General features: G+C 59.3%; 19 protein-coding genes and 1 other RNA gene. 7 read left to right on the plus strand and 13 right to left on the minus strand.

Annotated features, from left to right (window positions below; translation table 11 throughout):
• Positions 1-11: 11 nt before the first annotated feature.
• Positions 12-1,418, minus strand: a complete 1,407-nt coding sequence (locus E4T63_RS03800) for a DUF2252 domain-containing protein (protein WP_135294927.1) — start codon at positions 1,416-1,418, stop codon at positions 12-14.
• A 95-nt stretch (positions 1,419-1,513) separates the two neighbouring features.
• Positions 1,514-1,948 carry a hypothetical protein gene (locus tag E4T63_RS03805; protein ID WP_098967134.1) on the minus strand — a complete coding sequence of 145 codons (435 nt, stop codon included), beginning with the start codon at positions 1,946-1,948 and terminating at the stop codon, positions 1,514-1,516.
• A gap of 205 nt (positions 1,949-2,153) precedes the next feature.
• On the opposite strand from E4T63_RS03805, the gene E4T63_RS03810 reads away from it, so the two are divergent.
• A complete protein-coding gene (locus E4T63_RS03810; RefSeq protein ID WP_135294928.1) occupies positions 2,154-3,194 on the plus strand; it encodes a DMT family transporter in 1,041 nt (346 codons plus the stop codon).
• Positions 3,195-3,227: 33 nt separating this feature from the next.
• Positions 3,228-3,905, plus strand: a complete 678-nt coding sequence (locus tag E4T63_RS03815) for a hypothetical protein (protein ID WP_245223421.1) — start codon at positions 3,228-3,230, stop codon at positions 3,903-3,905.
• A 177-nt stretch (positions 3,906-4,082) separates the two neighbouring features.
• On the opposite strand, the gene ssrA is transcribed toward E4T63_RS03815, so the two are convergent.
• From ssrA to E4T63_RS03855, 8 genes are all read right to left on the minus strand, one after another.
• Positions 4,083-4,472, minus strand: a transfer-messenger RNA (tmRNA) gene (ssrA, locus tag E4T63_RS03820).
• A gap of 96 nt (positions 4,473-4,568) precedes the next feature.
• Positions 4,569-4,844, minus strand: coding sequence for a hypothetical protein (locus tag E4T63_RS03825; protein WP_027610765.1), 276 nt, complete (start codon positions 4,842-4,844; stop codon positions 4,569-4,571).
• Between the two features lie 197 nt (positions 4,845-5,041).
• Positions 5,042-5,323 carry a hypothetical protein gene (locus E4T63_RS03830; RefSeq protein WP_027610766.1) on the minus strand — a complete coding sequence of 94 codons (282 nt, stop codon included), beginning with the start codon at positions 5,321-5,323 and terminating at the stop codon, positions 5,042-5,044.
• A 132-nt stretch (positions 5,324-5,455) separates the two neighbouring features.
• On the minus strand, positions 5,456-8,266 hold the full coding sequence (locus tag E4T63_RS03835) for an FAD-binding and (Fe-S)-binding domain-containing protein (protein WP_135294929.1): 2,811 nt from the start codon (positions 8,264-8,266) through the stop codon (positions 5,456-5,458).
• The gene (locus tag E4T63_RS03840) at positions 8,263-8,934 is read right to left on the minus strand and encodes a LutC/YkgG family protein (protein ID WP_135294930.1); all 672 of its coding nucleotides are present in this window, start codon (positions 8,932-8,934) and stop codon (positions 8,263-8,265) included. Before E4T63_RS03840 ends, E4T63_RS03835 begins: the two co-directional genes overlap by 4 nt.
• Positions 8,934-10,388 (minus strand): LutB/LldF family L-lactate oxidation iron-sulfur protein, encoded by a 1,455-nt coding sequence (locus tag E4T63_RS03845; RefSeq protein ID WP_135294931.1) that lies wholly within the window; start codon positions 10,386-10,388, stop codon positions 8,934-8,936. The genes E4T63_RS03840 and E4T63_RS03845 overlap by 1 nt, the downstream gene beginning before the upstream one ends.
• Complete coding sequence (locus E4T63_RS03850; RefSeq protein ID WP_135294932.1) at positions 10,385-11,209, minus strand: (Fe-S)-binding protein; 825 nt, start codon at positions 11,207-11,209, stop codon at positions 10,385-10,387. Before E4T63_RS03850 ends, E4T63_RS03845 begins: the two co-directional genes overlap by 4 nt.
• Before the next feature lie 150 nt (positions 11,210-11,359).
• A complete protein-coding gene (locus tag E4T63_RS03855) occupies positions 11,360-13,054 on the minus strand; it encodes a lactate permease LctP family transporter (protein WP_098967142.1) in 1,695 nt (564 codons plus the stop codon).
• Positions 13,055-13,315: 261 nt separating this feature from the next.
• Here E4T63_RS03855 and E4T63_RS03860 point away from each other — a divergent pair, with 261 nt between their 5' ends.
• On the plus strand, positions 13,316-14,083 hold the full coding sequence (locus E4T63_RS03860; RefSeq protein ID WP_027610772.1) for a GntR family transcriptional regulator: 768 nt from the start codon (positions 13,316-13,318) through the stop codon (positions 14,081-14,083).
• A 102-nt stretch (positions 14,084-14,185) separates the two neighbouring features.
• Here E4T63_RS03860 and smpB read toward each other — a convergent pair whose 3' ends face one another.
• Positions 14,186-14,668 (minus strand): SsrA-binding protein SmpB, encoded by a 483-nt coding sequence (gene smpB, locus E4T63_RS03865; RefSeq protein WP_003221505.1) that lies wholly within the window; start codon positions 14,666-14,668, stop codon positions 14,186-14,188.
• 119 nt (positions 14,669-14,787) lie between these two features.
• On the opposite strand from smpB, the gene E4T63_RS03870 reads away from it, so the two are divergent.
• The 3 genes from E4T63_RS03870 to E4T63_RS03880 are packed head-to-tail and all read left to right on the plus strand — an operon-like array spanning position 14,788 to position 16,940.
• Complete coding sequence (locus E4T63_RS03870; protein WP_007961408.1) at positions 14,788-16,191, plus strand: sodium-dependent transporter; 1,404 nt, start codon at positions 14,788-14,790, stop codon at positions 16,189-16,191.
• Between the two features lie 7 nt (positions 16,192-16,198).
• Positions 16,199-16,633, plus strand: a complete 435-nt coding sequence (locus E4T63_RS03875; protein WP_003221509.1) for a type II toxin-antitoxin system RatA family toxin — start codon at positions 16,199-16,201, stop codon at positions 16,631-16,633.
• Positions 16,626-16,940 (plus strand): RnfH family protein, encoded by a 315-nt coding sequence (locus E4T63_RS03880; protein WP_135294933.1) that lies wholly within the window; start codon positions 16,626-16,628, stop codon positions 16,938-16,940. Before E4T63_RS03875 ends, E4T63_RS03880 begins: the two co-directional genes overlap by 8 nt.
• 61 nt (positions 16,941-17,001) lie before the next feature.
• On the opposite strand, the gene E4T63_RS03885 is transcribed toward E4T63_RS03880, so the two are convergent.
• Positions 17,002-17,529 (minus strand): outer membrane protein assembly factor BamE, encoded by a 528-nt coding sequence (locus E4T63_RS03885; protein ID WP_027610774.1) that lies wholly within the window; start codon positions 17,527-17,529, stop codon positions 17,002-17,004.
• Between the two features lie 97 nt (positions 17,530-17,626).
• Here E4T63_RS03885 and fur point away from each other — a divergent pair, with 97 nt between their 5' ends.
• Positions 17,627-18,031, plus strand: coding sequence for a ferric iron uptake transcriptional regulator (gene fur, locus E4T63_RS03890; RefSeq protein WP_003221515.1), 405 nt, complete (start codon positions 17,627-17,629; stop codon positions 18,029-18,031).
• A gap of 75 nt (positions 18,032-18,106) precedes the next feature.
• Here fur and recN read toward each other — a convergent pair whose 3' ends face one another.
• The gene (recN, locus tag E4T63_RS03895) at positions 18,107-19,780 is read right to left on the minus strand and encodes a DNA repair protein RecN (protein ID WP_007961422.1); all 1,674 of its coding nucleotides are present in this window, start codon (positions 19,778-19,780) and stop codon (positions 18,107-18,109) included.
• Positions 19,781-20,006: the final 226 nt, after the last annotated feature.

The following is a 20,006-nucleotide window of genomic DNA, read 5'->3' on the forward strand; positions in this document are numbered from 1 at the left end:
TCTGCAACGCCTCAGGGCAGATGATCCGCGGCGAAATCGGCTTCCGAACGCGCCGTCAGCCGGCCCTTGCGGCAGGCCTGCTGAAAGCGTTCGAAGTCGCGCTCGTTCTGCGCGGTGTAACTGCGGGCGTATTTGAACAAAGCGTCGGCCAAGGCATCGCCCTTGCCGATGTAACCACTGATCAGCGCAGCGTTGCCTGTGGCTTTGGCGTGCGCCCGTGCCAATGCGCGGCCACAGACCCGGGCATAGGCGGCGAAGGTGTCGGCGTCGAAGTTTTCCAGCTCGGCCGAGATCTTCATGTCGCGCAACTGCCGCACATAAAAATGCCGACCATTGGGGCCGGTGGTCCAGCCGAGAAACAGATCGCTCGCCGACTGCATCAAGCGCTGCCCTTCGACCACCCGCTGACCTTCATGACGCGTGCGGGACTTGGCCTTCACATAGTCGGCGAGTACCGAGCGCCGCGCCTCCTTGAACTGCAGGAACAACGGAAATTCCTGATCGTCGGTCAGCAGCGCCACCAGACAGCGGGTGCCGACACTGCCCACGCCGACCACTTTGAACGCCAGATCCTGCACGTGAAACCGCGAGAGCAATTCCCGCCGGTCAGCCTGCAGCGTGGTGCGATAGTCACGCATGAACGTATCGAACAACGGCCGCCAGTCCGCCAGCCGCAACCAGTCATCATCGGCGTCGAGCAGCGTGGTGTTCTTGTGCAGGTGGAAAATCTCCGGCAAATCGTCACGAATGACCAGCCGCCCGTTGGCGTGGCGCTCACTGATTTTCGGCAGCAACTGGGCGTGGGTGCGCCGTTCGGCTTTATCAACTGCACGCTGCACATGCTCCAGCGCACTCTTGCGCGCCTGATCGAGCAAATCTTCGTACTTGATCGATTCGTACCAGGTTTCCAGCGCACTCTGCTCGGCGCACTCCAGCATCGTCGCCTGATAGGCGCCGACCATCTGCCGACACACGTCTTCCTCAACCGACTCGCCATGGCGCAAATCCCGCGCCGCCACCACGAAACTCGCAGCCAGCCGCTTCACATCCCATTCCCAAGGCCCGGGATGAGCCTCGTCGAAATCGTTGACGCTGAACAACAGATTGCGCTCCGGCGTGGCAAACCCGCCGAAATTCATCAAATGTGCGTCACCGCAGATTGGCCCGACCAGCCCCATGTTCTCGGTGCTCGACAGATCATGTGCCTGCACCAGCGCATTGCCACGGAAGAACGTGAAGGGCGACACCAGCATGCGTCCGTAACGCAGTTCCACCAGCGAGGCGACGCGGCCCTGACTGGAGGCCTTGATCAGCGGGATCGGATCGCGGTTCATCTTTCCGGTGGTGGCCTGGGCGCTGCGCGAGCATTTCTTGCGGGCGTCCTTGCCTTGCTTCATGCGAGTTTGGAGGGTGGTCATGGGGGCTCGTCGTGGCAGTGGGGGCGGTGTGAGTGTAGAAGTGGTTCAGGGGTTTATCTGCCGGCGACACTGAGCGATGTCACTTCTGAACTCCGTCACTTTGTCCTCGTGCCAGATCCAGCATCGTTATTAACCAGCTTCAGAGACAAATCGTACTTGGCCACTTCATTACGCCGGGCGGCGTTGCGCATGAGGTAGACCTGAACCGTGTACTCGCCATCGCCGGGCAGTGGACCGAGAAAGTGATTGCCCATGATCGAGCCGTTGAACAGCGCGTAATCGGCACCCTTGGCGAGGATGTTGAAGTAAGCGGAGGTGTTGGACGGTTTGAAGTCGACGGTCAGTATCTGGCCGGCCTTGGCGTTGAATGTGTACTGCGCGGTCTGGTCCCCCTTGATCGACTGTTTGCGCTGGATGCTGTCGGCACTGGTTGTGAACGCGATCGGCTCGACGCGCACGGTGGGGGCGTCGGCCGCATGGACGGACAAGGAAATCAGCGCGGCCAGCGCTACGGCAATCCAGCTTTTCATCTTCAACTCCATTGCATCTCGATGTTCGCAGCATAGAGCCTGCTTCGAGCGACCGCCCAGAGATTGCGCGGATTAAATGTTGCTGGATTTGAGCACAAGCCAGAGATGATGTTCGCTGACACGAATCAGCTGTTCACATAATTCTCACCTGATTTTTGCCATGATAGGTGCTGGTATTCCATCGGCTCCAGCGAGTGATCCCAGCATGAATGTGAGCGTTCTCCACGCATTGATTGCGGCGGCGCTGTTTGGCGCCAGTACGCCTCTCGCCAAACTGTTGGGGGTACAGGTTTCGCCGATTCTGCTGGCCGGGTTGCTCTATCTCGGTAGCGGTCTGGGCTTGACCGCCCTGCGTTTTGTCCGCGATCGTGGCTGGAAGCCCTCCGGGCTCGGCACCGGTGAATGGCCATGGCTGCTCGGCGCCATCGGCTTCGGCGGAGTGCTGGCGCCGGTGGCGCTGATGTTCGGTCTGACCCGAACGTCCGGCGCGAGCGCGTCACTGATGCTCAACCTCGAATCAGTGCTCACGGCGCTGCTGGCGTGGGTGGTGTTCAAGGAAAATGCCGACCGACGAATCGTGATCGGCATGCTCGCCATCGTCGCCGGTGGCGTCGTGCTGTCCTGGCCACAAGAGGCCGTCTCGGCGCAAGACTGGAGCGGCCCGTTGGCCGTGGCCTTCGCCTGCTTTTGCTGGGCCATCGACAACAACCTGACCCGTAAAGTCTCGGCCTCGGACGCACTGTTCATCGCCGGCAGCAAAGGCCTGGTGGCGGGGCTGGTCAACTGCACACTGGCCCTGTTCATCGGCACCCAACTACCCGCCGCCACCTCGCTGGTGCCGATCATGCTGGTCGGCTTTCTCGGCTACGGCGTCAGCCTGGTAATGTTCGTCCTCGCCCTGCGCGGCCTCGGCAGCGCGCGCACCGGCGCCTACTTTTCCACCGCACCGTTTCTCGGCGCAGGCATCTCGATTCTGCTGCTCGGCGAGTCGATATCGCTGATGTTTCTGCTCGCAGCGGCGTTAATGGCCGTGGGGGTATGGATTCATCTGATGGAAAACCATGTTCATGAGCATCAGCACGAACCGCTTGAGCATGATCATCGGCATACACACGATGAGCATCATCAACATACGCATGGGTTTGAGTGGGATGGGGTGGAGCCGCATAGCCATCCGCATGTGCACATGCCGATGCGGCACAGTCATGTGCATTTTCCGGATGTGCATCATCGGCATGGGCATTGATTGAAACTCTGAAGTCTGTCGATTGATGTCATTGTGATATCGTCTCTGTCGATTTCTTCAGTCTTTCATTCGAGTCATTCCATGAAACCAATTTTCCTGCTGTTGCCCATTGCGGCCCTTTTTTCTGCTTTCAGCGTTGCCGCTGCACCTTCGCCGGTGGCGTCGTTTGCCGCTTGTGACGATCATTCCCTGGCAGTCGTGCAATCACCTTTGTTCAAGGATCTGGTGCCGAGCACTGTCGAAAATGGCCAGATCAAATTGTCCGGCGGCACCAAGAGCGATATGGGGCAGCGCTGGATGTTCGCCAAGCCGGTCGAAATTGACGGCATGTCGTTGACCGGCTTCTACGCCGAAGATACAGACCTGATGGGCACTCGCATCATCAGTTGGGGGTTCTACGCCAAACAGACGCCGAATGAACTCCACACCCAGTTGGAAAAAGCGGGCGGGCCGCGTATGGACATGTCGCAGGGACTCTACGCACGCGCGGAAATCTGGTCCCACGGCAAATCCAACTGGCAGCCGGAAGACCCATCCGCAACGGCGGGCAAGCTGGTTGTCGACAGTGCCGAGCGCGTGTTCCTGATCGAGCCTGCTCCGCAAGAGCTGACGACTGGCAGCAAGGGGATGTTTACCTGCTCGATTCAAGGCAAGGTCAATGAGGCAATGCTCAAATCCAGCCGCCCGGATCTGATCAGCGCGGTTCATTGATTTTGATGAATGCGGGTACGAAAAAGGACGACATCGTGTCGTCCTTTTTTATGAGTAGGCAGAGCATTGCCAGGGTTATCGAGCTCGATCGCCTGCAGGCTGTAGATTTGTGTGCCCGGTTTGGCTGATGTCCAGATGCGACAAAGCCCGCACAAGGCGGGCTTTGTCGTCGAGAGTTGGTGGAGCCGGGGGGATTTGAACCCCCGTCCGCCAGTGCTCCGCTGTCGGTACTACATGCGTAGCCGTGTCTATTAAGTTAACCCTCAGCGACCCGACGGGCAGGGTGCTTTGGGCGAGTTGTGTAAGTTTTAGCCGCTTCGTCCACAACGTACTGCACGGCGATTCTGTTCTATATGACAATCATTTCGGGTTTACAGACATCCCCTGATGATTGCTGGGCCCGAAGGCACCAGGAGTGCATGTCAGCTGCAATTAAGCAGCGAGAGCAGCACCGTATTGGTCGTCATTGGCAACTATAAGAAGTTGCAACAGTGGATTTACGACTTCTGTTACCAAGTCGGCATGCACCTAAAGTTTCGTCACCGGCGTCGAATCCTAATCGGCCCCGAACTCATTGCCTCGTACATCAGGTGAGGCAACAAGCCTGCGCAGTGTACGCCAAACGGCCGGCGAGGCCAACCCGAAGGTTGGCCTCGTGGCATATCAATTGCGCGTTGGATTGCGGATTTGCATTTTGGTTATCAAGGAAGAGGTGACCTCAACGCAATCCTTGTCATTGCCGGCCGCCTGCGCGTCTTCAGCTTTTTTCTGCGCTTCCTTGACGTTGTTCATGGACGTCTCGGGAATTGACGGCTGACTGGTAACGAAGTCTTTGATGGTTTGAAGATTCCCGGCACAAAGGTCTTTGTCTGCCGCAAACACCGGCGACGTCAGCAGGGCACCAGCGATGAACAATCCAGCAATTGCAGAATGCTTCATGGGTATCTCCTTGAACGGTTGGTCTCGGTGCTGCCGGACGGTCTGGCGGCGATGCCGAGGTCGTAACAGGCCGTGTTTGGTAGTGGGCCTGTACAATCGACCGCGGCCGCAAGCAGGAATTCGGTTTTTTTTACATCGTGGCCCGTCAACCCGAACCGCGCTGCATCACGCCACCTGAAGGCTCGTCGTCCCGAGGTTTATTTCTTGGTATCGCCCGTCGAGTTCTGGATTACCAGAAGGGTTTGCTGGGTTTCCGCCAGGCAGTCGTCAATCCTGCCCTGAGCCTTGAGGGCCTGGGCTTTACTGACGCTTGCCGAGACGCGCGAATTCAGATCCGGCGACGTCTGATATTGCGTCTTGGCGCTTTCGATCTTTTGCAGATTCGCCTCGCACAAGTCGGCAGGTTTGCCATCGGCGAACGAAGTAGAAGCCATCATCGAGGCAGTAACGAACAGACCAAACAGTACAGAATGCTTCATGAGTATCTCCTTGCACTGAGGAATCCAGACTCTCGCTGACCGTCAGAGCAGGCCTGCGAAAGGAGGAAAAGCCCCGCGTGTTCGGGGCTTGTTCTGTGGACTACCGCCTCGCTCAAGGGTTCTAACTTTCTTTTAGCAGGCCTTCGCTCGAGTGACCCGATCCACCAGATAGACCAGTCCGTGATAGTCGATGCCGCCGTGCTGCGTCAGGCCGATCTCACAGGTGCGGCTGGTGGAAATCCCCTCGTTGCAATGTTGCACCGCGTCCTTGAGTGTGCGCAGCGAGTGGCTGTTCAGCTCCGGCGTGGTGAAACCCTTGTCACCGGCAAACCCGCAACAATGAATACCTTCCGGAATCACCACGGTTTTGCTGCATTTGCGTGCCAGTTCGATCAGCGCCTGGCTTTCGCCCAGATGCTGGGTGCTGCAGGTCACATGAACTGCAATCGGTGCTTCTTGCGGGGTGAACTCCAGTCGATCGAGAAGATGCGTACGGATGAAGCGCACCGGGTCATACAGATCCAGGCGAACATTTCCCACGTCCTGCACCAGGCGCAAGGTGCACGGGCTGGTGTCGCAATAGATCGGATCGAGTCCACCGCGACTGGCGTGCAGCAGCGCGCTGATCAACTCCTGACGCTTGTGCTCGGCCTGTTCGGCGTAGCCTTTGGAAGCAAACGGCTGACCGCAGCAGAGGTTGTCCTGATTGTCCGGGAATACCACTTGGTAACCGGCTTTTTCCAGCAGGCCACGGGTCTTGTCGTACAGCGACATCTGCTCCTTGTCGCCCGCTGCCGGGCCCATCACCCGTGAAACACAGGCGGCCAGATACACAACGCGTGGGCGTTCGTCGGACACGCTCGGGCTGAAGCGAATGGCTTTTTCCGGTTGCGGCATCGCGCTGGTCCACAGCGGCACCTGGCCTTTGGACAAACGTGTCAGGGTTGCCGACAGCTTCGCCAGGCGCGGTGCGCCGAGCAGCATCCGTGCGCCGTTGGCCACGTGCAGGGTGAAGCGTGCGCCTTGCAGGGTCTTGGCGAAATTTCCTTCGATCCAGTCAGCGGTTATCTGATGCGTGGCGTTGCGGGCGCGGAGCTTTTTCACCAGTTCGCCGGTATTGATGCCTACGGGGCAACGCTGCGCGCACAAGCCTGTCGCGGCGCAGGTTTCAATGCCTTGGTACTCGTAGGCTTGTTCCAGCTCGGTGGTGTCAACGCCGGCACGTTTTTTCGCCTGAATGTCACGCCAGATCACGATGCGCTGGCGCGGGCTGAGGGTCAGTCCTTTCGACGGGCAGACCGGCTCGCAGAAGCCGCACTCGATGCATTTGTCGACAATCTCGTCAGCCGCCGGCAGCGGCTTGAGGTGTTTGAGGTGGATCTGCGGATCTTCGCTGAGCACCACGTCGGGGTTGAGGATGCCGTTGGGGTCGAGCAGACGTTTGAGCTGCCACATCAACTGATAGGCATCGCTGCCCCATTCCAGCTCAACGAACGGTGCCATGTTGCGCCCGGTGCCGTGTTCGGCTTTGAGCGAACCGCCGAACTCCACCGCCACCAGTTGCGCCACGTCGTCCATGAACGCCTGATAGCGTGCGACTTCTTCCGGACTGTTGAAGCCTTGGGTGAAAACGAAGTGCAGATTACCCTCCAGAGCGTGTCCGAAAAGGATCGCTTCGTCGTAGGCGTGTTTGTCGAACAGCGCGATCAGGCGATTGACGCCGATAGCCAGTTGCTCGACCGGGAAGGTCACGTCTTCGATGATCACCGTGGTGCCGGTTTTGCGCACGGCGCCGACGGCGGGAAAGGTGTCCTTGCGGATCGCCCAAAGCTTGGCGTTCTCGGCCGGATCTTCGGTGAAATCGACCTGTTTCTCCACCGGGAAACGGGTCAGCGAAGCCATGATCTGCGCCAGTTGTTCTTGCAGCAAAGTGGAAGAGGCGGCGCGGGATTCGATCAGCAGCGCGCAGGCATTACTCGACAGGTGCTGTACGAAATCCGGCATGCCCGGTTTGTCCTGCACCGAACGCAGACTGCGCCGATCGAGCAATTCCACTGCCGACACCGGTTGGCTTTTCAGCACGGTGACCGCGTTGCAGCAGGTTTCCACATCCGGGAACACGATCAGCGCCGACGCCTTGTTCGGATGGTCGATCACCGTGTCATAGGTCACCGCGCTGATGAAGCCAAGGGTGCCTTCGGAACCGACCAGCAAGTGGCTCAAGATATCCACAGGCTCGTCGAAATCCACCAGGGCGTTGAGTGACAGACCGGTGGTATTTTTCAGACGATATTTGTGGCGGATTCGCGCAGCCAGTTCGGCATTGGCGCGGGTCTCGCGGCCCAATGTTGCCAGGCGCTCCAGCAGATCTTCGTGGCTTACGCGAAAAGCGGCGACGCTGGCGGCGTCTTCGGTGTCGAGACGGGTGCCGTCGGCGAGTACCAGACGGATCCCGGCCAGGGTGTGGTAGGTGTTTTGCGCGGTGCCGCAGCACATGCCGCTGGCGTTGTTGGCGACGATGCCGCCGATCTTGCAGGCGTTGATCGACGCCGGGTCCGGACCGATCTTGCGCCCGAACGGTGCCAGCCATGCGTTGGCCTGCGCGCCGATCACGCCCGGCTGCAGGCGGATTTGCATGCCTTGGTCGCGAATCTCGCGAGCGTTCCAGTTATCCCCCAGCACAATCAGCACCGAATCGCTGATCGCCTGCCCGGACAAACTGGTGCCAGCGGCGCGGAAGGTCACCGGGACTTGATCGCGCTGGGCCAGTTTCAACAGCGCTACCACTTCATCTTCGGACTCGACGCGGATCACCAGTTTGGGAATCAGCCGATAAAAACTGGCGTCGGTGCCGAAGGCCAAGGTCGACAGCGGATCGTCGAAGCGGCGATCCGCTGGAATCAGTTGCTGCGCGTCGCGCAGGAAATTCACTGGAAGCGTCATTGGTCCTCCAGGATCAGCACCACAAGGTCTTTCGGGCCGTGGGCGCCGTAGGCCAGTACTTGTTCGATGTCGGCAGTTTTCGACGGGCCGGACACCAGCAGCGCGTTGGTCGGCATGCCTTGGGCCCACTCGAATTCCTGTTGCACTTGATAGAAGTTGTCGCGGATTTCGCTGGCCTTGAGCAGGGCGAAATGCACCGGCGGCACCAGGCTCATCAATCGCGGCTCTTCACGAGTGGGCCAGAGAATCAGGCTGCCGGTCGCGGCGATGGCGCCGAGAGTGCCAGTGAGGCTGGCCGGGGTGTCGTTGAACAGCTCGGCTTTCCATTCTTCCATCGGCCGGTTGTAGGATTTCAGTGTCGGCAGATCAGGATTGTTCGCCCAGTGTTGTGAGATGCGCTGCCCGTGAGGCGTAGTCGGTGCGATCAGCAGGCTCGGTAGCTGCCGGTCACGCAGCAATTGCGCGAGCAGCGTCGGCCAGTCTGCGCCGGTAGTCAGATGGATCTCGGTGTGTACCGCTTCCATCAGTTTGCGCAGCTGCGGGATGCGTTGCTCGGCGCTGTAGGTGTAAGGCTGGGTCACCAGATCGACGTCGAAGTCGTCGGCAATCGGTGTGGTGCCGGTCAGACTTTTCCGTAGCTTGGCGAGGATATTTTGCTTGGCGCTCATCAGCGGTCTCCCTGTTTGCCCAGATGCTCGCGGGCCATGTCGTGCAGTGAGCGGGCGGCGGGTTTTGGTGCGCTGTGGTTTTGTGTCCACGGGCCGACATTGCTCGGCGTTAACGCACGCAGGCGCGTGGCGAAGAAACCGAACAACCGATACAACGTCGGCGAGCTGTTGAGTTTCGCCCAGGCGTTCCAGATGAAACGTTCCTTGCGCGAATACTTGCTGCCCTGACCGCGCATCACTTGATGCGGACTGTCCGGGGCTTTGACGTTTTCTTCGCGCAATCGCCGCAGCAGGGCAGGGATCGGAATTTTCACCGGGCACACTTCACCGCAGGCACCGCACAACGACGAAGCGCTCGGGTGATCCGGGACTTTCGCCAGACCGACCATGTGCGGCGTGATGATTTTGCCGATCGGTCCCGGATACACCTCGCCATAGGTGTGACCACCGACGCGGGTGTAGACCGGGCAATGGTTCATGCAGGCACCGCAGCGGATGCAGTTGAGGGTCTGGCGCAGTTCGCTGTCGGCAAAGGCCTGGCTGCGACCGTTATCGAGCAGCACCAGATGCACTTCTTGCGGGCCGTCGAGTTCATGTTCCTTGCGCGGGCCGGAGATCATGTTGACGTAGGTGGTGATCGGAATGCCCAGCGCCGAGCGGGTCAGCAGCGACAACAGCGGCACCACGTCGCGCAGGTTTTCCACGACCTTTTCGATGCCGGTGACGGCGATGTGCACCGGCGGCACGGTGGTGGTCATGCGTCCGTTGCCTTCGTTTTCCACCAGCAGCAGGGTGCCGGTTTCGGCTACGGCGAAGTTGACGCCGGAAACGCCGATGTCCGCTTCGAAGAATTTCTGCCGCAGGACCCTGCGACCGATCTGAATGAGTTGGTCAACGTCCTTGGTGTACTCCACGCCAAGTTTGTCGTGGAACAAGGACGCGACCTGACCGGCATTCTTGTGGATCGCCGGCATAATGATGTGTGAAGGCTTCTCGTGGTCGAGCTGGACGATGTATTCCCCCATGTCGGACTCCAGGCATTCAACACCTTGAGCCTCGAGGAAATGGTTCATCTCCATCTCTTCGCTGACCATCGATTTGCCCTTGATCACTTGCCGCGCCTCGTGAGCGCGGATGATCGAAAGGACGATGCCATTGGCCTCGTCCACCGTTTCCGCCCAGTGCACTGTCACACCGTTGCGGGTCAGGTTCTGTTCCAGTTGCTCGAGCAGGTCGGGCAACTTGGAGAGCGCACGCGCCCTGATCGAGTTGCCCAGGGCGCGCAAGTGTTCTCTTTCGTGGGCATCGCTGAAAGCCGCTGCCCGCTTGGTCATCAGTGAATCCATCGCAGTGCGGAAGTTGTTCCGTAGCTGCTGATCACCCAGGGCGTTGTGCGCCCGAGTACGGAAATCTTCTTCTACGGCAACCGTAGGAATAATCGTCGAGGTGCTCATTGCGCACCTCCGGTTCGTTGCCACAGAAAGCTGGCGAGATGTTGCCCGCGCAGCGCTTCTTTTTGTTTCTCCAATGCGCCATTGATGTTCATCAAACAGCCGCAGTCGGCGCTCAACACTTTGTGCGCGCCGGAATCCTTCAACGCGCGGGTCTTGTCCGCCACCATCGCGCCGGAAATGTCTGGCATACGGACGCTGAATGTCCCACCGAAGCCACAGCACTCGCTTTCGTGGTCGTGGTTGACCCGTTCCACGTTGCTCAACTGCGCCAATAACTCGCGGCCGTGCAGGTGGGTGTTCATCTCGCGGCGTGCCGAACACGAGGTGTGCAGCGCGACTTTGACCGGCTCGCCGCTGTCCTTGAGCTGCACCTTGCAGACGAACAGCATGAACTCGGCCAGCTCATAGGTGCGGGCCGCGAGTGCCTGCACCTGTTTCAACGTTTGCGGCTCGTCCTTGAACAAGTCGGCGTAATGCTCGCGCAACATGCCCGCGCAGGAACCCGACGGCACCACCACCGGATAATCCCCGGCAAACAGCGCCAGTTGCGAACGCGCCACCGTACGCGCCTGCTCGGTGTAACCCGAGGTGTAGGCCGGTTGCCCGCAGCAGCTCTGCCCTTGCGGGTACTCGACCTTGATCCCTTCACGCTCGAGCAAGTGGATCGCGTCCATCCCGGCTTCGGGGTAGAACAGGTCGACCACGCACGTGCCGAACAGATAGACCCGCGACGGTTTCTCGCTGGGGTACTGCCGAGGTTCGGGCAGTGGCGGTGCGACGCGGGTGGCGTTGGGCACAGCGTTGTAAAAAAGCTCGCTCATCAGGCGTGTCTCCGGGTGGGCCCGGTTATCCGTCTGTTGAGACTGCTGAATATAAAGAGCCTTGCTTTCAGCAGCCTTACAGACCGGGGTGTGAATTGCTGACGCCGGAATCACCAGCCGGCGTCGGTTATTTCCGTTTTGTTTATAGGTTTAGTGCACCAGCATGCCGGTGAACCAGTAAGCCTGGGCCAGAGTGATCAGGCCGACAATCGTGGCAAAGAATAGGCTGTGCTTGAGAGTGAAGCGGAACAGATCCGATTCCTTACCCACCAACCCGGTCGCGGCGCAGGCCACGGCGATCGATTGTGGCGAGATCATCTTGCCGGTCACACCGCCGCTGGTATTGGCGGCTACTAGCAGGGTGTCATTGACGCCGATCTGGTGTGCGGTGGTCGCCTGCAGCGAACTGAACAGGGCGTTGGAAGAGGTATCCGAGCCGGTGAGGAACACGCCCAGCCAGCCGAGGAACGGCGAGAAGAACGGGAAGGCTGCGCCGGTCGCGGCCAGGACCAGCGCCATGGTCGAAGACATGCCCGAGTAGTTGGTGACGAAAGCGAAGGCCAGCACCATGCCGATCGACAGAATCGGCCAGCGCAGTTCGTAGAAGGTCTCTTTCAAAGTGGTCAGACCAGTTTTGAAGTTGATCTTCAATACCAGCATCGAGATCAGCGCCGAGAAGAAAATCGCGGTACCGGTCGCGGAAATCGGGTCGAGTTTGAACACGGCCGGGATGGCGGTCGGGGTGGCGACGATCGGAGCAGTCTTGATCACCAGTTGGTCAAGGTGCGGGATGGCAAAGTTGAACACCCAGGCGTACATCGAACCGCCGGCGGCAAACATGGCCTTGAACGGCTTGAGGGTCCAGATGGTTACCAGCACGGTGAGGATCAGGAATGGCGACCAGGCAATGAAAATTTCCCAGAGGCTGTAAGGCGACGCCACGGTGCTGCGTTTCTGGCCGAAACCACCTGCGCTGGCGGTTACTGCCGAGGCCGAAACGGCGCCAGCGATGTGTTGGCCGGCGGCGCGTTTTGGCTGCCAGACTTTGAGGAACAGGGTCAGGGAAATCAGGCTGGCCAGGGCCGAGGTGATGTCCGGCAGCTCCGGGCCGATGAAGTTCGAAGTGAAGTACTGGGTCACGGCGAAACTCAGGCCTGCGACCAGTGCTGCCGGCCAGGTTTCACGCACGCCACGCAGGCCGTCCATCATGAACACCAGCCAGAACGGCACGAACAGCGACAGCAGTGGCAGTTGGCGGCCGGTCATGGCGCCGATCTTGAACGCGTCGATGCCGGTCACTTGCCCGGCAACAATGATTGGAATGCCCAGTGCGCCAAACGCCACTGGCGCGGTGTTGGCAATCAGGCACAGGCCGGCGGCGTACAGCGGGTTGAAGCCGAGACCGACCAGCAGCGCGGCGGTAATCGCCACTGGCGCGCCGAAGCCGGCGGCACCTTCAAGAAATGCACCGAAGCAGAAACCGATCAGCAGCACCTGCAGACGCTGGTCGTCGGTGATCGACAGCACCGAACTGCGAATGACCTCGAACTGACCACTCTTGACCGTCAGTTTGTAGAGGAACACCGCCGCGACAATGATCCAGGCAATCGGCCACAGACCATAGGCAAAGCCGTATCCAGCAGCGGCGAAGGCCATGTCGACCGGCATGTGGAAGGCGAAAATCGCCACGGCAATCGATAGGGCCAGCGTGATGCTGCCGGCCACGTGACCCTTGAGGCGGAACACCGCCAGCGCGAGAAAGAAGAAAACGATGGGGATGACGGCCGCAAGAGCGGAGACGCCGAGACTGCCGAGCGGGGTATAGAGCTGTTGCCAGGTTTGCATATGGGGTGGCCCCTAATTGTTGTTGGTCAGGCACTATCAGCGTTCTTGGTTAATTGGTAATACCAATTTACAATCGCTGTTGGCTAGGGTAAAAGCCTTGATGTCGGTGTGTCAATTTGTCGCCCTGAAACTTTTGTCGAATAAGCGGTGCAGAGGGCATCTGATCCGGTCGGGCGAATGTGCGCTGACAGGTGTCGGCGGGGCGCCGATAGGCCAGAATAGAGAGCCCGGCGAGCGGTCGGGATCGTGGAGAATTGAGTTATGGGGTTTGATCAGATTCGTCAGCGCCGTTTGTCTGACGATATTGTCGAGCGCCTCGAGGGGATGATCCTCGAGGGCACGCTGAAGTCCGGTGAGCGGCTTCCGGCCGAGCGCGCCTTGGCCGAGCAGTTCGGCGTGTCGCGTCCGTCGTTGCGCGAAGCGATTCAGAAACTGGCGGCCAAGGGCTTGCTGGTCAGTCGCCAGGGCGGCGGCAATTATGTGGTGGAAACGCTCGGCTCGACCTTCAGTGATCCTCTGCTATTGCTGCTGGAGAGCAATCCCGAGGCGCAGCGCGACTTGCTGGAGTTTCGGCACACTCTGGAGGCATCGTGCGCCTATTACGCCGCATTGCGCGCCACGGATGTGGATCGTGAGCGTCTGACTGCTGCGTTCAATGAGTTGCAGGATTGCTATACGCGGCATGACGAAGTGAGCCGGGCGGAAGAGGGCGCGGCGGATGCGAAGTTTCATCTGGCGATCGCCGAAGCCAGCCACAACGCAGTGCTGCTGCACACCATTCGCGGGTTGTTCGATCTGCTCAAGCGCAACGTGGTGACCAACATTGGCGGCATGTACAAGCAGCGCACGGAAACCCGCGACATGCTGATCTCTCAGCACCGGGAGCTGTATCTGGCGATTATCGAGGGGCGTGCGGAGCAGGCGCGGGAGGTTTCCAGTCGGCACATTCTGTATGTGCAGGAAGTGCTGGAGGAGGTACGGCAGGAAGTTCAGCGCATGGCTCGGGCGGAGCGGCGCAAGGGAATGTAGCTTTTAGAGGCAAAAAGATCGCAGCCTTCGGCAGCTCTTACAGGGAAATTCTCATTCCTGTGTAGGAGCTGCCCCAGGCTGCGATCTTTTAAAGCAGGAAAATTATTCTTCCTTGCCCTTGTTGCGCACGGCGCGCTGCAGCTCTCGACCAGCGTCGCGTTCGCGCTCGGTGTCACGCTTGTCGTATTCCTTCTTGCCCTTGCCCAGAGCAATTTCGCACTTGACCATGTGCTTGCTCCAGTAGAAGGACAGGCACACGCAGGCGTAGCCTTTCTGTTGCACGGCAGCGGCGAGTTTTTCCAGCTCGCGCTTGTTGAGCAGCAGTTTGCGGGTGCGGGTCGGATCGGCGATGACGTGGGTGCTGGCGGTCATCAACGGCGTGATGTGACTGCCGAGGAGCCAGGCTTCGCCATCCTTGAGCAGCACGTAACTGTCGACCAGTTGCAGCTTGCTTGCCCGCAGACTTTTTACTTCCCAGCCGGCCAGGACCAGACCAGCCTCGAAACGATGTTCGATGAAGTAATCGTGTCGCGCCTTTTTGTTCTGCGCGATGGTCCCTGTTGGGTGTTTCTTCTGTTTAGCCATAGGGGCGGCATTATATGGAGATAAACGGTCCTCGGCTACGGTGATGCTGCGTGCTTGAGCACGTTGAGTGAATCCCGGACAATGCGGCCTCTTTTTCTAACGCTTGGGCGTGATATTCAATGTCGACAGACAAGGTTTCTGTCCACGGCAGTTGGGCTAGCCGCTGGGTTTTCATATTCGCCGCGACCGGTTCGGCCGTGGGACTGGGCAGCATCTGGAAATTCCCCTACATGGTCGGGGTCTACGGCGGCGGCGCCTTCGTGCTGATGTTTCTGGCCTGCATCGCCCTGATCGGGATCCCGGTCATGCTGGCTGAAACCCTGATCGGCCGCCGCGCACGGCAAAGTCCGGCGAACGCCCTGAAGGTGCTGGCGCTGGAAGCCGGGCATTCGGGCAAGTGGTCGTGGGGCGCATTTGCCGGGATGATCACGGCGTTGCTGATCCTGTCTTTCTATAGTGTGGTTGGCGGCTGGTCGCTGGATTACATCATCGACATGGGGCGCGGCGACTTCCAGGGCGCCACGGCGGAGCAGGTCGGCGCTTATTTCGGCAATGTCATCTCCGATCCCTGGCGCCTGACACTTTGGCATACAGTTTTCATGCTGTTGTCGGCCGTGGTGATCGCCAAAGGCGTGGTTGCCGGGCTTGAGCGCAGTCTGCGGATCATGATGCCGCTGCTGTTCGTGATGGTGCTGGTGTTGCTGGGTTACAGCATGACCACCGGGCATTTCATGGAAGGCGTGCATTTCATGTTCGATTTCCACCCGGAAAAAGTCCTCGACGGCTTGCTGCCCGCCATGGGCCATGCGTTCTTTTCCCTGAGCGTGGGCGTCGGCTCGATCATGATCTACGGCGCTTACATGACCAAGGAAGCCTCGTTGTCCGGCACCGTGGTCGGTGTGGCACTGCTCGACACCTTCGTGTCGCTGGTGGCCGGTCTGGCATTGTTTCCGATTGTGTTTGCTGGCGGTTTGAACCCTAGCGAAGGTCCGGGCCTGATGTTCGTCAGTCTGCCATTTGCCTTCGGTAACGTGGTTTTCGGCCAGTTGATGGGCGTGGTGTTCTTTGTCCTGGTGGCAATTGCCGCCTGGAGCTCGGCGATTTCCCTGCTCGAACCGATGGTTGCCTATTTGGTTGAGCGCACGAAAATCAGCCGTGGCTGGGTGACTTTCTGGCTGGCATTCATTTGCTGGTTCGTCGGTCTGGGTACGGTTTTCTCCTTCAATATCTGGAAGGAAGCCAAATTTTTCGTGAACGATGGCGGGCTGTTCCATCTCTACCAATGGGGTGCGGCAGGCGGTCTGGACTTCTTCGGCGTGATTGATTTCTTCACCTCGCGGATCATGTTGCCGCTCGGTGGCTTGTGCTTCGTGCTGTTTGCCGGTTGGGTGATGGGGCGTGAGGCGGTGCGTGACGAGTTGTCGATTCGTAACCCGGCGCTGTTTGCCCTGTCCCTGTTCTTGATGCGCTACGTGGCGCCCATCGGCATTCTGGTAGTGTTTGCCGCTCAGCTCTGGAAGTAACGCTTACATGACGACACATATTCAACGTTCGGCGTTGCTGCCATACCCGGCGCAATTCCTCTACGACCTGGTCAACGACGTCGCGCGTTACCCGGAATTCTTGCCATGGTGCTCGTCCGCCGAGGTGCTGGAGAGTTCTCCCGAGCACATGCGTGCCAGCGTTGGCGTGGCCAAGGGCGGTCTGAGTCAGCACTTCGTCACGCGCAATACGCTGGTGCCGGGGCAATCGATCGAGATGAACCTGGAAGAAGGCCCGTTCAACCAACTGCATGGCGTCTGGGTCTTCAAGGCGTTGAACGAGAAGGCCTGCAAGATCAGTCTTGACCTGTCTTTCGACTACGCCGGCCCGCTGGTGCGCGCGACACTCGGCCCGCTGTTCAATCAGGCGGCGAATACGTTGGTGGATGCGTTCTGCCAGCGCGCCAAGCAGATGCATGGTTGAGTCGGTGATCGAGATTGAGGTGGTGTATGCCGCCGTGGATCGTCAGATCTTGCGCACTTTGAGCGTTCCTGAAGGGACGACAGTGCGTGAGACGGTGCTCAAGTCAGGTATTGGCGATGAATTTCCGGAGCTGGACTTGAGCGAGTGCCCGTTGGGTATCTTCGGCAAAGTGATCGCGGATCCGCAGGTTCGCCTGATTCAGGCGGGGGATCGCATCGAGATCTACCGGCCGCTATTGGCAGATCCGAAAGAGGTTCGGCGCTTGCGGGCGGCCAAGGCTGCCGAAGCCAAGGCGCGAAATCAGTAGGACGAGCAAATCGCAGGCAATAAAAAACCCGGAAATTCCGGGTTTTTTATTGCCTCGCACATTACTGCGGCGAGGTGTCCAGCGGTTCGGGCGTCGGAACCGGAACGGTTTCAACACCGTCCACGTCCTTCTGGATCGAATCCAGCAAGGAGCCCGGTTTGGCTGGTTGTTCCGGCTTCGGCTTCTCGGCGTTTTCAGCAGGGGCGGTCACGCTGGTGCCACTGTCCTTGCCGAGAATGGCTTCGTCACGGCTCACGCCCGGCATGAAGTCACCGGACAGGCTGACAAGCTGGTCGTTGGAGTTGAAGTTAACACTCACGCGTTCCTGTTGGCGTTCACCGCCACCAGGTTGCAGGCTGTACAGATAATCCCAGCGATCGGCATGGAACGTGTCGGTCAGCAGAGGGTTACCCATGATAAACCGTACTTGCCGACGGGTCATTCCCGGGCGTAACTGGTCTATCATGTCCTGCGTGACGACATTGCCCTGCTGGATGTCGATTTTGTAAACCCCGGGGAATGAACAACCGGCGAGTGCGAGCAGTCCCACAAAGGTGAAACTGGTTAGCAAGAGCTTGGTGTTTTGCATCGGTGGGCGACTTCCACTATCTTGGCTGGGACAACGTAAACGCCGATCATACCCGCATTAAGAGAAGCTGCGAAGCAGCATCGCGAGAAAGCTGACCATGGTTGAAAATAGCGAACTACGCAAAGCCGGCCTCAAAGTGACCCTGCCACGGGTCAAGATCCTGCAAATGCTCGACTCTACCGAGCAGCGTCACATGAGTGCCGAAGACGTCTACAAGGCGTTGATGGAAGCGGGCGAGGACGTCGGTCTGGCCACGGTTTACCGTGTTCTGACCCAGTTCGAAGCCGCTGGCCTCGTGGTCCGTCACAACTTCGACGGTGGCCACGCGGTATTCGAATTGGCCGACGGTGGCCACCACGACCACATGGTCAACGTGGAAACCGGTGAAGTCGTCGAATTCGTCAGTCCGGAAATCGAAAAGCTCCAGAAGGCAATTGCCGAGGAGCACGGTGTTGATCTGGTAGATCACAATCTGGTGCTGTACGTACGCAAGAAAAAGTAAGCATGTCGCGCGAATTTCAGGTTCGCGAAACGAACGAAGGCGACCCAAGGGTCGCCTTCGTGCTTTCTGCTGTGCTTAAACTTTTGCGGTAACCACCATTTTTTTTGCGTGAGCCAAAGACTCTTTGGTCAGGTCGATGCCGCCCAGCATCCGCGCCACTTCTTCTATACGGTCGTTCTTGCTCAGCTTGGACACGGCGGTGTGAGTCGCCTGTTCGCCCCGTACCTTGTGCACGAACAAATGCTGATGACCCTGCGCTGCCACTTGCGGCAAGTGCGTCACGGTCAGTACCTGCCCGCGATCGCCAAGACGTCGCAACAACTGGCCGACGATTTCGGCGGTCGGCCCGCCGATACCCACGTCCACTTCGTCGAATACCAGGGTCGGCACTCTTGAGGTCTGCGCGGTGATCACCTGAATCGCCAGACTGATCCGCGACAGCTCGCCGCCGGAGGCCACTTTGGCCAGCGCCTTCAGTGGCTGGCCGGGGTTGGCGCTGACCAGCAGTTCAACCTGTTCCAGACCATTGGGCAGCAGTTCGTCGCTGCTATTGGCGCGCAATTCAATGGTGAAGCGCCCGCCCGGCATGCCCAAGCGCTGGATTTCCTGCTCCACGGCGCTGGCAAGGCTGCCGGCGGCCTGATGACGCAAGTCGCTCAGCTCGCGGGCCTTCTCTTGATAATGGCGTGCGTAGGACGCCAGTTCTTCACCCAGGCGCTCGATGGATTCGTCGTTGGCGTTAAGGGTTTCGATCTCATCCAGCAACTTCTGCTGCATCTCGGCGACTTCGGTTGGCTGGATCCGGTGCTTGCGGGCCAGGGTGTAAATTGCGTCGAGGCGTTCTTCCAGATACTGCAGGCGCGCCGGATCGGCATCGAAGTTGTCGAGGAAGCGATTGAGTTCGCCCACGGCTTCTTCGACCTGGATCTGCGCGCTGGTCAGCAGGCTGCTGGCTTCGCCCAGTGCGCCAACCGAGTTGTTCACGCTCGACAGGCGATTGAGGCTGGCGGTCAGTGCATTCAGTACGTTACCGGAATCGCTTTCGCTGCACTGCTCGACCACCTGTCGGCAGATGCCGAGCAGGGTTTCGGCATTGGTCAGATTCTTGTGTTCCTGCTCCAGCTGTTCCAGCTCGTTTTCGCCGAGGCCGAGGTTTTCCAGTTCTTCGAGCTGGTAGCTGAGTAGTTGGTGGCGCGCGCGTTGTTCGTCGCCAGAATTGGAGAGGCGCTCCAGCTCCTGGCGAGTCTGGCGCCAGCGCTGCGCAGCCAGTTGAACCTGGCGGGCCAGATCGGTGGCACCGGCGTATTCATCGAGCAGGCGGCGATGGGTATCGGTTTTCAGCAGGGACTGGTGTTCGTGCTGGCTGTGGATATCGATCAGCAGTTCGCCGAGAGCCTTGAGATCGCCGAGCGGGCAGGGCGTGCCATTGATATAGCCGCGTGAACGGCCTTCAGCGGTGATCACCCGACGCAGGATGCACGGACCATCGCTTTCAAGATCGCGCTCGGCCAGCCAGGCATGGGCTTCGGGAATGTCGACCAGGTCGAAGGTGGCCAGGATATCGGCCTTGTCGGCGCCTGGGCGAACTACGCCGCTGTCGGCGCGATCGCCGAGGGTCAGGCCCAGGGCGTCGAGCATGATCGACTTGCCGGCGCCGGTTTCCCCTGTGATCACGCTCATCCCGCGATCGAGTTCGAGATCGAGATGTTCAACGATGGCGTAGTTATGTACGGACAGGTGCACCAGCATAAAGGCCGCTCCCAGGCTTTAGGTCTGGTTATTTATACAGTGTTTTGTTTCAGGCTGACAATGCCCTCGCTTAGCTCGATTTGCTTGATCCGATCAAATACTTAGTCCGAGCGGGAATGACAAAGCAGCACTTTTTTGTAGGGTTAATCATTGCAGGCCCTTGAAGCCTGATTTTGCGGCCCCATATATCGGGGCAGAAGCGCGAGTACAGCTCGCGGACGTAATT

The sequence above is a fragment of the Pseudomonas fluorescens genome (assembly GCF_004683905.1).
Lineage (GTDB): Bacteria > Pseudomonadota > Gammaproteobacteria > Pseudomonadales > Pseudomonadaceae > Aquipseudomonas > Aquipseudomonas putida_A.